This window comes from Dyadobacter psychrophilus, from assembly GCF_900167945.1.
Classification (GTDB): Bacteria; Bacteroidota; Bacteroidia; order Cytophagales; family Spirosomataceae; genus Dyadobacter; species Dyadobacter psychrophilus.
Window position 1 is genome coordinate 531,877 of sequence record NZ_FUZA01000002.1, and the last position, 14,306, is coordinate 546,182.

At 46.8% G+C, this 14,306-nt stretch carries 10 protein-coding genes and 1 riboswitch; of the genes, 9 read left to right on the forward strand and 1 reads right to left on the reverse strand.

Annotated elements, in window-relative coordinates:
- The first annotated feature begins 28 nt into the window (after positions 1-28).
- From B5X68_RS09315 to B5X68_RS09355, 9 genes are all read left to right on the forward strand, one after another.
- Positions 29-1,456, forward strand: a complete 1,428-nt coding sequence (locus B5X68_RS09315) for a RagB/SusD family nutrient uptake outer membrane protein (protein ID WP_082214420.1) — start codon at positions 29-31, stop codon at positions 1,454-1,456.
- A gap of 153 nt (positions 1,457-1,609) precedes the next feature.
- A complete protein-coding gene (locus B5X68_RS09320) occupies positions 1,610-3,046 on the forward strand; it encodes a sulfatase (RefSeq protein ID WP_082214421.1) in 1,437 nt (478 codons plus the stop codon).
- 19 nt (positions 3,047-3,065) lie between these two features.
- Positions 3,066-5,405: an arylsulfatase gene (locus tag B5X68_RS09325; RefSeq protein ID WP_082214422.1), complete on the forward strand. Its 2,340-nt coding sequence runs from the start codon at positions 3,066-3,068 to the stop codon at positions 5,403-5,405.
- A gap of 6 nt (positions 5,406-5,411) precedes the next feature.
- Positions 5,412-7,019, forward strand: a complete 1,608-nt coding sequence (locus tag B5X68_RS09330; RefSeq protein ID WP_229208347.1) for an arylsulfatase — start codon at positions 5,412-5,414, stop codon at positions 7,017-7,019.
- A 13-nt stretch (positions 7,020-7,032) separates the two neighbouring features.
- On the forward strand, positions 7,033-8,418 hold the full coding sequence (locus B5X68_RS09335; protein WP_082214424.1) for a sulfatase family protein: 1,386 nt from the start codon (positions 7,033-7,035) through the stop codon (positions 8,416-8,418).
- Between the two features lie 22 nt (positions 8,419-8,440).
- Positions 8,441-9,820 carry a sulfatase gene (locus tag B5X68_RS09340; protein ID WP_082214425.1) on the forward strand — a complete coding sequence of 460 codons (1,380 nt, stop codon included), beginning with the start codon at positions 8,441-8,443 and terminating at the stop codon, positions 9,818-9,820.
- Positions 9,821-9,832: 12 nt separating this feature from the next.
- Complete coding sequence (locus tag B5X68_RS09345) at positions 9,833-11,260, forward strand: sulfatase (RefSeq protein WP_229208348.1); 1,428 nt, start codon at positions 9,833-9,835, stop codon at positions 11,258-11,260.
- 126 nt (positions 11,261-11,386) lie between these two features.
- Positions 11,387-11,480, forward strand: a riboswitch (SAM riboswitch).
- 174 nt (positions 11,481-11,654) lie between these two features.
- The gene (locus tag B5X68_RS09350; protein WP_082214426.1) at positions 11,655-12,833 is read left to right on the forward strand and encodes a cysteine desulfurase family protein; all 1,179 of its coding nucleotides are present in this window, start codon (positions 11,655-11,657) and stop codon (positions 12,831-12,833) included.
- Between the two features lie 22 nt (positions 12,834-12,855).
- Positions 12,856-13,107: a hypothetical protein gene (locus B5X68_RS09355; protein WP_082214427.1), complete on the forward strand. Its 252-nt coding sequence runs from the start codon at positions 12,856-12,858 to the stop codon at positions 13,105-13,107.
- A 250-nt stretch (positions 13,108-13,357) separates the two neighbouring features.
- Here the strand turns inward: B5X68_RS09355 and B5X68_RS09360 are convergent, their stop codons facing one another.
- A complete protein-coding gene (locus B5X68_RS09360; protein ID WP_082214428.1) occupies positions 13,358-14,305 on the reverse strand; it encodes an EamA family transporter in 948 nt (315 codons plus the stop codon).
- Position 14,306: the final 1 nt, after the last annotated feature.

Consider the following 14,306-nt stretch of genomic DNA (forward strand, 5'->3'; position numbering starts at 1 on the left):
GTTTTAGATCAATTCTAAGATCATCATAATGAAAAAGATACTTTATATATTTTTAAGCGTTTTTGCTCTCACCTCCTGCACGGACCTGAACGAAAACCCGGCCTCACTGATCACCACGGAACAATTTTACAAAACCGAAAGCGATGCACTTTCGGCTGTGACAAGTGTGTATAATGCGGCGTTGAACAATGGCGGTCTGACGATGTATAACCGCCTTTTCCACCTGGCGTTTGAGATCATGTCCGACGATGCCATTGCCGGTTTACGGGTTACGAATGCGGATGTGCGGTCAATTTCTGTATTGTCACATTCCACAACGAATGACCGTGTAGACGAGCTCTGGCGAGAAAGTTACGTGGCCATTAACAGGGCCAACATTGCCATTGAGCGGATTCCGCAGATCGAAATGGATGCCACATTGCGCACCAGGCTCGTGAATGAAACCAAGTTTCTGCGTGGCTTGCTGTATTTTAATCTGGTTAGATTGTGGGGCGATGTTCCCTTGATTCTGACAGAAACCAACTCATTGGATAAGGAGGGAATTCAGGTTTCCAGGACACCAAAAGAAGAAGTTTATCAGCAGATTATCAAAGACTTGACCGATGCAGAAGCATTGCCCGCTTCATTTTCGGGCGGTGACGCTGGCCGGGCGACAGGTGGGGCAGCAAAGTCAATTCTGGCAAAGGTTTACCTTACACGGCAGGAGTGGGCGAAGGCAGCTGCGAAAAGTCTTGAAGTGATCAATGGCCCTTATGGTTATGATCTTTTCGAAAATTTTGCGGATGTTTTCAATGTTGCTACAAAAAATGGGAAAGAACATATTTTCTCGGTTCAATGCAAATCCAATGTAAACGGGCAGGGCAACCGCCTGGCGTCTTCCGCAACGCCGGTGGGCATTCCGGGCGTTGCATCTGCGGGCACAGACGAGCCTCATGCGAGCGCCTATGACCTTTACAGCGCAACGGACAAGCGGCGTGACGTGACCTTTTTCACATCACTTGTTAGTCCGACCACCAGCAAGGAAATTACATTTCCCCCACGTTTTTTCAAATATTTTGATCCGGCCCAAATCGGAAATCCCACAGAATCAGCCAAAAACATTCCGGTCATCCGTTTTGCCGAAATCCTTCTGATCCATGCGGAAGCAGTAAACGAAGCAGGCGGCCCGACAGCCGAAGCCTATGCCTCCATCAACAAAGTACGGATGCGCGCTGGTTTGACAGCTTTGGCAGGCCTCACCAAGGACACATTCCGCGAAGCGGTTTACCTGGAAAGGCGCCTGGAACTGATGTTTGAATTCCAGCGCTGGTTCGACCTGGTAAGGACCAAAAGAATGATCACAGCTTTGCACGCCGCCGGTAAAACAAATGCTGCCGAAAAACATTACCTGCACCCGATACCGCAAAGGGAGATTGATTTGAATCCTAAGTTGGTGCAGAATCCGGGATGGGAGTAGCTTGGCTGCTCGTCCCTTCGACCGCCAGGCGGCCCGGACCGCTCAGGGTGACAAGCACAACGCCTTGTCACCCTGAGCGGAGTCGAAGGGACATCCACCAAAGATACTTCCGATCCGATAATACTATCATCCTTAACTATTTAACCAAACCCAATGAAAAAAAGCGCTATCATCTTCACTATCGCTTTGATCGCAAGCACATTAACCACTTTCTCCCAAACCACTGAAAAAAAGCCCAACGTCCTCTTCATTCTCGTGGATGACTGGGGTTGGACAGATTTGGGTTTGGCGGGGAGCAAATTTTACGAAACGCCGAACATTGATAAACTAGGGAAAGAAGGGCTGCGTTTTACCCAGGCATATTCAGTTGGGCCAAACTGCGCGCCAAGCCGTGCGTCGCTGATGACGGGAAAATATACACCGCGGCACGGCATCTACACCGTCGGCAATGCGGATCGTGGAGAATCTGTTGATCGTAAGCTCATTCCGGTTGAAAACAACACCGTTTTGAACCCGTCTTTTGTAACCATTGCCGAGGAGTTCAAAAATGCGGGTTATAGCACAGGGCTAATTGGAAAATGGCAGCTCGGCGGAAAAAACAAGGGTGCTGACGCATACGCGCAGGGTTTCGATCATGTGATAGGCGGCACAGGCGGCACCAGTTCCTACTTTTATCCTTACAACAAAGAAGGTAAAGCATCCCCTCACGAGGGCATTACGTCCGGGCCGGAGGGAGAATATCTAACCGATCGCCTGACGGATGAGGCCGTCAAATTTCTGGATACCAACAGGCAGAAGCCATTTTTTCTTTATCTGTCGTACTTCGCTGTGCACACGCCCATTGAGGCCAAAAAGGAAATTATAGCCAAATACAAGGCAAAAAAAGGAGATGAAAATCACAACAACCCGATTTACGCTGCCATGATCGAAAGCGCCGACCAGGGCATTGGAAGAGTTTTGGAAACACTCGAAAAACTGGATCTTGACGAAAATACACTGGTGGTTTTCTTCTCGGACAATGGCGGCATGGGAGCAGTTACAGCGCAGCATCCGTTAAGAGGTTCCAAAGGAATGTTATATGAAGGTGGAGTTCGCGTTCCGCTCATCGTGAAATGGCCAGGCAAAACAAAGGCGGGCGCCACGACGGATAAGCCAGTGATCGGCATTGACTTTTATCCCACATTACTGGAAATTGCCAACATTAAAAAGCCGCTTAACCCGGAGTTTGACGGGCAGAGCTTTGCGCCGGTATTACTTCAAAAAACAACACCAGACCGCGATATCTTCTGGCATTTCCCGGCGTATTTGGAAGCTTATAAAGGAGATAAAAGAAACAAGGATGCATTCCGCACGCGGCCCACCAGCACCATTCGCTCAGGGGATTTCAAATTGCATCAGTTTTACGAAGACGGCCGTATTGAGCTTTACAACATTAGGGAAGACATTGGCGAAACAAAAGATCTTTCGAAGACTAATCCGGCTAAAACCAAGGAGTTGAAAGACAGGCTGGAAGCCTGGAAGGTAAAAACCAACGCTCCCGTCCCCACAAAACTAAACCCTGAATATGTACCCTCTGCAACGGGTAAATAATTTTTTCCAAAGCGATTTTATGAAAACATTTTTAAAAATTACCGCGTCGGTTATAACCGGCCTTTTGCCTTTCACTCAGGCTCTTGCCCAAAATAGTCCACAGCAACCGTGGAATGGCAAGCAAGGCAAAACGCTGCTGGAATCGACACCTTATAAAATTGAGTATAACAAAAAAGCCCCGAAAGGAGCCCCTAATGTCGTCTGGATCCTGATCGACGATGCTGGTTTCGGTGCGACAACTGCTTTTGGCGGGCTGGTAGAGACACCCAACATTGAAAAGCTTGCGAATCAAGGTTTAAGGTTTACCAATTTTCACACCACGGCAATCTGCTCGCCAACAAGAGCAGCATTATTGACCGGAAGAAATCACCATTCTACGCACGTGGGTCTGCTTACACCTGCCGCGATCGATTTCCCGGGTTATGACACTTACATTCCTTTCGAAAAAGCAACGGCGGCAGAAGTGCTTCGCGAAAATGGTTACAGTACATTTGCGTTAGGAAAATGGCATCTGACACCGGTCACTGAAAATTCTCAGGCGGGCCCGTTTAATCGTTGGCCAACCGGCAGGGGATTTGACCATTACTACGGATTTTTGCCCGGCGCCACAGACCAATGGCATCCCGAGCTTTGGGAAGATGTGACCAAGATTGACATTGAACCCAACACAAAACATTTGAATGAACTGCTGGCCGATAAGGCGATCAAATACATTGCTAATCAAAAATCTGTCGATGCAGAAAAGCCTTTTTTCCTGTATCTGGCTACTGGCGCCACGCATTCACCGCATCAGGTTTCGAAAGAATGGATTGATAAATACAAGGGGAAATTCGATCTGGGCTGGGATAATTACCGCGAAGTGGTGATCGAAAAACAGAAAAAATTAGGAATTATTCCCCAAAATGCCATTCTGCCGGAAAGAAATCCAGGCGTAAAGGAATGGGCAACATTAACAGAAAAAGAGAAAAAAGCCTACGCTCATTTCATGGAAGTGTATGCGGCCTTTTATTCTTACACCGATTATGAAATCGGCAGAATTGTTGATTATCTGGAACAAATCGATCAGTTGGATAACACGGTTATCGCCGTCATCCTTGGCGATAATGGTGCAAGTAAAGGCGGCACACAGCATGGCACCATTAACCCGCAGATCAACCGCCTGCAAGGCGAGCAACGCATTGATGCGATCCTGAATGCAAGCGACCTCATCGGAACGGACGAGTCCAGCACAGATTATCCGATCGGCTGGGCAGCGGCCGCCAATACGCCTTTCCGCTACTGGAAAGCAGATGCCAACACAGAAGGCGGCACGCGTAATCCGATGGTGTTGTATTATCCAAAAGGCATTAAGGACAAAGGCGGAATCCGGCACCAGTACGGTCATGTGATTGATATACTGCCTACTACACTTGAAATTGTGAAGGGAGAATCGCCTAAGATCATCAATGGATACAAACAGGAACCATTCGAGGGGACGAGTCTGGCTTACACTGTAGACAATGCAAAAGCACCATCCAAGCACACGATCCAGTATTATGAAATTGCCGGAAGCCGCTCCATTTACAAGGATGGCTGGAAAGCGGGGGTTTTACACGAGTCGAAAGAGGGCATCAATATTGGCAATGCTGCTGATCCGAGCGGTAAGAAGGTGGATTTCAGCAAAGAGGTTTGGGAGCTTTATAACCTGAATGAGGATTTTAACGAGAATGTAAACCTTGCAGCGAAATTTCCCGACAAGCTCAAAGAATTGCAAGGCGTTTTTGATCAGGAAGCAAAAAAATACAATGTCTATCCGATCAAGGATTTTTCAGCGCATGATATGCCTGCCGGAAGGACGGTTTTCGGCAAAATGCCGGTGGTAACATTGTTTCCCGGTGTGGATAATCTGGTTGGTGTGAGCAGCCCGCTTTATGACGGTCGTTCTTTTACGGTTAATGCTGAGGCAGAGATTATTACCGGCAAAGAAGAGGGCGTTTTGTTTGCAGTAGGCGGTGATAAAAGTGGGATCAGTTTGTTTTTGAAGGACGGGAAATTCCACTACGCACATAAGACGCCAAAGGACGTTTTCAATGCGAGTTCATCCAGTGTTATTCCAAAAGGAAAAGTGAATTTCAAGCTCGTGTACGAACATTCCGGGCCAGCCGAGGCAGGAAAGTCAGTAGGGAAGGAAACGGTTTATTTGAATGATGAAAAAATAGGCGAAAGGAGTTTCACAGCCACGCAAGCTCCCATTCAGGGGCCACGCAATCTGGACGGGACAGATGTAGGAAGGGATCAGAAATACGCAGTTTCGGATCTGTACAATGCACCATTCACGTTTACAGGCAAATTGAAAAAGGTTACGATCACATATAATTAAATGTTTATGAAAATAAAGTTATTGTTCGTTGCGCTTCTCGCCACCCACATTTCCTTCGCCCAGAAAAAACCAAATGTCATCGTCATCCTCGCTGATGACCTGGGTTATGCTGATCTGGGTTGTTATGGAAGTGAAATTCCTACTCCAAACCTGGATAAACTGGCACAGAACGGAGTAAGGCTGACCAATTTCTACAACACGGCCCGCTGCTGCCCGACGCGCGCGGCATTGCTAACCGGCGTTTACAGTCATCAGGCAGGCATTGGGCACATGATGGATGACAAAGGCGCAGATCATCCAGCTTACCGCGGACATTTGAATGAGACCAGCGTGACCATCGCAGAAGTGATGAAGACGGCGGGTTACTTTACGGCGATGACAGGCAAATGGCATGTGGGCCAGGCAGCCGGAACAGTTCCGTGGAAGCGGGGTTTTGACCGGTCGCTGAATGCACCTGCGGGCGGCTTTTATTATGGTGACGGCAAAAACGCAAAAGTTTTTTTGAACGGCGAAGCGCTGGAAAACGACTCGGATAAGCTGCCGAAGAACTGGTACTCAACGGATTTGTGGACGGATTTTGGCCTGCGTTTTATTGATGAAGCGGCAGCCGAAAAGAAGCCATTTATGCTTTACCTTGCTCACAATGCGCCTCATTTCCCATTGCAAGCGCCGGAAGAAGACATTGCGAAATTCAGGGGAAAATATCTCCAGGGCTGGGAAAAAATAAGGGAGCAACGCTATGCCAAACAGCTCAAACTTGGATTGATCGATCCTTCCTGGAAATTGCCGCCGGCTAATCCGAATATCCCGAAATGGGAAAGCCTGAGCGAGCAGGAGAAAAAGCGATATGATGATATGATGGCTATTTATGCCGCCGTTATTTACCGTTTGGACAAAAGCATTGGCGACCTGGTTGAAGGTTTGAAAAAAAGAGGTGTTTTTGATGATACGGTGATTCTTTTCGTTTCTGATAATGGTGGGAACGCCGAGCCGGGCATGGAAGGAAGATACGAAGGCGATAAGCCAGGCAACGCGCAATCGACCGTGTTTCTGGGTCAGGGCTGGGCGGAAGCGGCTTGCACGCCGTTCTGGGCATATAAACATCACACGCATGAAGGAGGAATTTCTTCTCCGGGCATCATTTCGTGGCCAAATGGCATTCTTGCATCCCGAAATGGCAAATTTGAAAAACAACCTGCGCACATTATCGACATTATGGCAACGCTCGTGGACCTCGGCGGCGCAAAATATCCGACAACTTTTGCAGGACAGGCGATCCAGCCATTGGAAGGAACGAGTTTGAAACCTGCATTCGGGGGAAAATCAATCAATCGTAAAAGCCCGATTTTCTGGGAGCACGAAGGCAACCGCGCCATACGCGACGGGAAATGGAAGCTTGTAGCCGAAAAGACCGAAAAATGGCAATTATATGATGTCGAAAAGGATAGAACGGAGCTGAATGACCTGTTTGACAAGCAGCCGGAAATCGCTAAAAAGCTCGTTGTTCAATATGAAGAATGGTACAAGCGGGTAGGAGCAGAGGAATATGACAAGACATTCAAATGGTTTTACGATTATGACAAAGCAAAAAAACAAGCCGTTTCCGGTAAATAATTTCAACTGAAAAATGAATCTGAAAACAAATAAAACCAGCCGTTACTTCGTGCTTTTGCTAATGGCCCTGGCGTTCATTCCGAATGTTTTTGCCCAAAAAAATACACCTAACATTATCCTCATCATGGCGGATGATATGGGAAAAGAGTGTATCGGCGCTTATGGAAGCACTTACAAGACTCCGAACATCGATCAGCTGGCAAAAGAAGGATTGAAATTCAATTACGCATTTTCGCAACCGCTCTGCACGCCATCTCGTGTGCAGATCATGACCGGCAAGTATAATTACAAGAATTATTCACAGTTTGGTCACCTGAACCAGGATCAGAAAACATTTGCGCATCTGGCAAAAGAAGCGGGTTATACAACGGCGATAGCTGGTAAATGGCAGCTTGGCGCGAACCAGAAATTGCCGAAACATTTTGGCTTTGATCAATATTGTTTGTGGCAGCTGAGCAAGCCAAGGCGAGAAGGAGAGCGCTACGCAAAAGCACTGATCGATAAGGACGGAGAAATCCTCAAAACAACCGATGATGACTATGGGCCGGATATTTTTGTGAATTATATGCTCGATTTTAGCGAAAAAAATAAGGATAAGAAGTTCCTGGCTTATTACCCGATGGCATTGGTGCATGATCCGTTCCTGCCAACTCCCGACAGCAAAAGCTGGAAAAGCGACGTGGCCGGACGCCATAAAAAAGACACGCTCAATTTCCGTGATATGGTGTCTTACAGTGATAAAAATGTTGGAAAAATCATTCAGAAATTAAAAGACCTGAACATTTATGACAACACGATCATCATTTTTACAGGCGATAACGGCACGGGAAGGGCTATTGTGACACCGCTACGAGATGGGAGCAAACTGCCTGGCGGTAAAGGGCTTACATTAGACAGAGGACATCATGTTCCGCTGATTGTAAACTGGGCTAAATTCAAATACAGCCAGCACGAGCTCAATCATTTGTTCGATTTTACAGATGTTATGCCAACGATAGCAGAAGCGATCCAGCATGAAATCCCCAAAAGCTGGGATGCGAATGGCGGAGTTAGTATCCTGCCTTTGCTCACCAAAAAGCCGTTTAAGGAAAGAGAATGGATTTTTTCACATTATCAGCCGATCCACAGCGAAGGTGCCAACAAAAATTCCGCACGCTTCTTCCGAAATCATCACTATAAGCTTTATTCGGACGGGAGATTCTACGATCTGAAAAAGGACATTGAAGAAAAAAGCCCGATCGGGGAAGGAAAATCAGATACGGAAGGTGAACGTGCGCGGAAGATATTCCAGGCTGAACTTGCGAAACTTCCAGCCTGGAAATTCGGTGACCCGGGCGTTGCGAAGGTTGTGTTGCCTAGCTTGGAGCCGGACCCAACATTTGCGGAGAAAGGGGATTGATAAAAACATTCGTCAGATATTTATGAAAATCAAATACACATTTTTCACTGGGTTAGCGCTTGTTTCGGCGCTGTTTGATAACGCTTTTGCCCAAACCAAACCCAAATACAATGTCCTCTTCGTCGCGGTGGACGATATGAACGATTGGGTGGGTCCGTTTGGCGGTTACGAGGGGATTAAGACGCCTAATATAGATAAGCTTGCTAGGAAAGGCGTGGTTTTCAAACGGGCTTACTGTGCTGCGCCGGCTTGTAATCCATCGCGGGCGAGCTTGTTGACGGGCGTGCGTCCTTCCACTTCGGGAGTTTACCATAACAACCAGCCCTGGCGCCCGGTTTTGAAAGATGCCGTTACATTGCCGCAGTATTTTACTGCCAATGGTTATGATGTTAAGGGAGCTGGGAAGATCTTTCACAATGCTTTTAATGATGACGCTTCGTGGCCTGTATATTTCGATGTGCCCAAATCACCAGAGCCGCCGAAAGCGCCCGTCAATGGTTTTGCACATTTCGATTGGAGCCCGGTGGATGTGAAGGATGAAGATATGGGTGACTTCAAAGTGGTCAATCAGGGCATTGAATATTTTAATCAAAAACACGATAAGCCTTTTTTCCTGGCGATCGGCTTGACGCGCCCGCATTTACCGTGGTATGTGCCTCAGAAATATTATGATCTGTATCCGCTATCATCCATTAAGCTGCCAAAAGTGGTTGCGAATGATCTCTCCGACGTGCCAGACGCAGGTGTGAAGATTGCCAAACCGAAGGGCGACCATAAGTTCATCGTCGATAACAAGCAGTGGGAGAAAGCTGTACAGGGTTATCTGGCGAGCATTACTTTTGCCGATGTCCAGATCGGACGGTTGCTGGATGCTTTGGAAAATAGCGAATATGCCAAAAATACGATCATTGTTTTCTTTGGTGATCATGGCTGGCATCTGGGCGAAAAGGAACATTGGCGTAAGTTTGCGCTTTGGGAAGAAGCTTCACGCGTTCCGTTTCTTGTGTATGCACCCGGTCTTTCGAAAGAGAATTCGGTTTCTGAAAGGACTGTGAATCTGCTGGATATTTACCCAACTCTGGCGGAATTGTGTAATTTGCCCGCCAAAAAGGAGCTGGAAGGAAACAGCATTGTACCACTTTTAAAAAATCCTTCGGCTACTTGGGAACATCCTTCGGTCACAACCCATGGTTTTGGAAACCATGCGGTACGCTCTGAAAAGTGGCGTTACATACGTTACAATGATGGTTCTGAGGAATTGTATGACCACGAAAATGATCCACAGGAATTCAAAAACGTGGCCAAAGACGAAAAATATTTGTCCGAAAAAATCAAACTGGCAAAATCATTGCCTGCTATCAATACAAAAGACGCCCCGACCGTGAAGGAAGGCAAAGAATAAATCTCTCAACTGATGATGATACAACGATACTTATTTTCCGCATTTCTGTTTTGCTCAATTTCCGGGTTTCATGTCCATAAAGGTTATGCTGCGGGGGAGGAAAACGGCAATGCTAAAAAGAAGTTGAATGTGCTTTTCATTGCAGTTGATGACCTCAATACGGATTTGGGGTGCTATGGTAATAAATATGTAAAAACGCCCAATATCGATCGCCTTGCCAAACGGGGCGTGAAGTTTGACAGGGCTTATACGCAATTCCCGCTTTGCAGCCCGAGCCGCTCATCCCTGCTGACCGGGCAAAGGCCTGACGTCACCAAAATCTACGAGCTGCAAACACACTTTCGCAAGATTTTGCCGGATGTGGTTACATTGCCTCAGTTGTTTAAAAACAACAAATATTACAGCGCCCGCGTGGGTAAAATTTATCATTACGGCGTTCCGGGCCAGATCGGGACCGACGGACTCGATGACCCGATTTCGTGGGACAATAAGGTAAATCCGAAAGGCCGCGACAAGACAGAAGAATCACTCGTTAAAAATCTGACGCCGGATCGAGGTCTGGGCAGCGCACTGGCCTGGCATGCCAGTGAGGGAACAGACGGGGAGCAAACCGACGGCATGGTGGCAAGCGAGGCAATCAAATTGTTAAAGGAAAAGAAAAATGAGCCGTTCTTTCTGGCCGTAGGGTTTTATCGTCCGCACTCGCCTTATGTAGCTCCGAAAAAGTATTTTGACCAATATCCGCTGGCCACAATTCCGCTACCTAAGGAAGTTGAAAATGACCTGGACGACATTCCTGAGGCTGCAATTTTCACAAAACCATCGCATTGGGGATTATCGGTTGCGGAAAGAAAAGAAGCATTAAGAGCTTATTACGCGACCATCACATTCATGGATGCACAAGTAGGACGCGTGCTGGACGAACTCGACAGACTGAAATTGACCGATAAAACAGTCATCGTTTTGTGGAGTGACCATGGATATAATGTTGGGCAGCACGGGCAATGGATGAAGCAAAGTTTGTTTGAAAACTCAGCACGCGTTCCATTGATCGTTTCAGTTCCGGGCGGTACAAAAGGCCAGTCCTCCGGCAGGACCGTAGAGTTGCTGGACATTTACCCGACATTGGCTGAGCTATGCGGATTGACTCCTACACAAAAATTAGGTGGCAAAAGCCTTACAACATTACTTAAAAACCCGGATGCTATCTGGGATAAAGCCGCTTACACGCAAGTGCGCCGCAACCAGATTTTTGGGCGCAGTGTGCGAACAGAACGCTTCCGCTACACCGAATGGGACGGGGGAAAAGCTGGCGTAGAGCTTTACGACCACCAGAAAGACCCAAACGAATTCACGAATCTGGCCAAAGAAGCTACCTACATTATCACAGTAAGCGAAATGTCTATGCTCCTCCAAAAGGGCTATCCTGAGACGAAGTAATCTGATACAAATTAAAAAAGCCCTTCGGGGCCTTTTTTTTGCATTTTTTTCCCTCCCAAATATTTTTTACCAGCCCTTTCTTGCATTCTTAAAATCTTTATTCAATCTTTGTCTATCGAATTAGTAGATTTATAAAGAAGGAAGGGAGAGGTTAGGCTCTATGATCTTCTGGCAACCTATGACTTTTTAAGGTGCCCCAACCTAATTCTAATGATAAATCTGAGAATCCAACCACCGGAGTAAACAGAGTAATGGTGAATTAACAGGAAAGCCACAAGCTTATCCATGAATGTCTATGTCGATTTCGCAACTGGCGAAAGCGTTAATAGTTACTTGGGAGCGTGCGGCATTTCGGAATCGACAAACTGAAATAGTCAAATAAACTTAGATCAAAATGGAAATTTACTGCGATAATGCCGCCACAACTGCACTGGATCCGGAAGTGATTGAAGCTATCCTCCCATTTTTTACCGCAAGCTTCGGTAACCCTTCCTCAACCCATTGGGCCGGAAGAAAGGTGAAGGATGCGATTGATGGTGCGCGCAAAACCGTTGCAAAGGTTTTAAATGCATCTCCGGATGAGATTTATTTCACTTCCGGCGCAACCGAGGCGATCAACCTGGCGATTTCGGGAGTGATCCGGGCTTATGATATAAACCATGTTGTGACGAGCAAAATTGAGCATAAGGCTGTATTGCAGACTATTTTGCAGCACGAAAAGTCAGGCGATATTGAAACCAGCTTTGTGAAGCTGGACGAGCGCGGCAATGTTGACCTTTACCATCTTGAAAATCTTCTAAGAGCCAATCCAAGGACTTTGATCAGCCTGATGCATGGCAATAATGAAATTGGAAATCTTACAGATATCCAGGCGATCAGTAAACTTGCTCAACGTTATAATTCTATTTTTTTCACGGACACCACACAGACCATCGGTAAGCAATGGTTCGACCTGAGCCAAACGCCAATCGATTTTCTGGTGGGTTCCGCGCACAAATTTCATGGGCCTAAGGGCACAGGTTTCATCTACATCAACAAAAAGCACCGCATTGAAGCACAAATATTCGGCGGTGGCCAGGAAAAGGGCCAGCGGGGCGGTACTGAGAATGTGACTGGCATTGTAGGATTAGCAAAAGCGCTGGAAGTGGCTTACCGCGACCTGGATGCAAACCATAGTAAGATTTCGAAATTGAAGCAATATATGGTTTCCAAACTGGCGATCAGCGGCGTGCATAGCATTTGCTATAATGGTGAAAGTCATTCGCTCGAAAATAGTCTGGTAAACATTCTCAATGTTTCGTTTCCTTGCCTGGCTGTCGGAAGTCTGGTTAAAAGCCTTGATAATCTGGGGATTGCGGTTTCGGGCGGAAGTGCCTGTTCGAGCCAGGGCAGTTCGCATGTGATCACCGCACTTCCCTGTCAAAAGGACAAAGAAAATGTCCGTTTTTCATTCAGCAAGTTCAACACATTTGACGAGATCGATCACATTGTTCAGGCCATTGCTGGCATTTACAATTCCGATCGTGTTACACAAAAAAATCAGTCACGCTTCCATTTTGAACTAACGCATTGACCGTGCAAGCTTAAACATCAACATGAGCAAAATCTTTTTTCTGAGAATCATTTACAGAAACGCTGTAAGTCTCCACAAGATCACGTCTATCGTAGAATCGGTCAAAGGTGCGAAGATCAAACACCTTAATTTCATCAGCAAGGGCCGGGAGTTCGTCGGGGTAATTGCTTTTGAAGCATCACAGCTCATTGATTTCGAGCAAATTTATAACATGATCAGAGGAAACACGGACATTTCGGAGGTCGAGCAGATCACCGATGCAAGCTTTTGTTAATTGGGCTGTCGGATGCAGTTACATCCCTACGGGATTTTGTGATTCCTCTAAATTTATCTTGCTACCGATATTTCGTGCCTCCGGCACTTTTCTATGCCCTCGCAAAGTGCCGGAGGCCGGAGGCATAAATATCGGTAGCAAAATTGTCCAGCTCATGTAGGAAGCCGAATGCCAGAGGCATAACATATCGGTAGCGAAATCGCCCGGCTAAGGTGGTCCCAAATGCCGGAGGCATGGAACGAAAACCGATCTAATAAGCGGAAACAACTTCTTTCGGTTTGCGATATTTGTGCAGGTTGATTAAAAGAACACTCCCCAGGATGATTACGAGTCCTACTATTTGCAGTATGGAAATAGATTCCTTGGCGAAAAATATGCCTAACAGAACTGCGACAACGGGATTTACATATGCATAAGTGCTAACCTTGGTGGCCGGCTGCACCTTTAAAAGCCACACGTAAGCACCAAAACCGGCTATTGACCCGAAAATGATAAGATAAGTCGTTGCAAGCCAGGCATCCAATGGAATCGCTGCGAGATCAATGCTGGTAAGCTCGCCGGAAATAATGCTTCCGGGAAGAAAGGCAATGCCCGCTGCGAGCATTTGCCAGGTTGAGTTGACAGTCGCTGAGTTCGTACCGGATTTATATTTGGAATACAAAGAACCGCCTGCCCAAGCCATAGAGCCAAAAACCACAAGCGCCATGGCAAACAGGTCGCGGGAGCTGTTTAAGGAAGACATGGAAACCATTATTTTTTCACTGAACAAAAGCACAACACCTGCGAACCCGATCAGCAGACCAACAATTGTAGATTTGTTGCTCAGGTTTTCCGACCATTTTGGCTTATCCAATAAAATAAACCAAAGGGGAGATGAAGAAATCATGATCGCAACCATTGCACTAGGCAGGAATTGTTCAACCCAGATTACAATGCCGTTTCCGACGAATAACAGTAAAAGCCCGGTAATGATCGCCGGCTTGATTGCTTTCGCGGAAAAGACATTTTCTCCCTGGAAAAGACTCCATATCAGCATAATCACCCCTGCCGTGATGAAGCGAAAAGCACCTAAGAAAAAGGGCGGAAACCCTTCCAGCGCACGTTGAATAAAGAAATAGGTGGATCCCCATACAATGTAAACGGTGGCAAAAGCCAATACAACCAACAGGGTGGACGGTGCTTTACTTTGTGCTTGCATG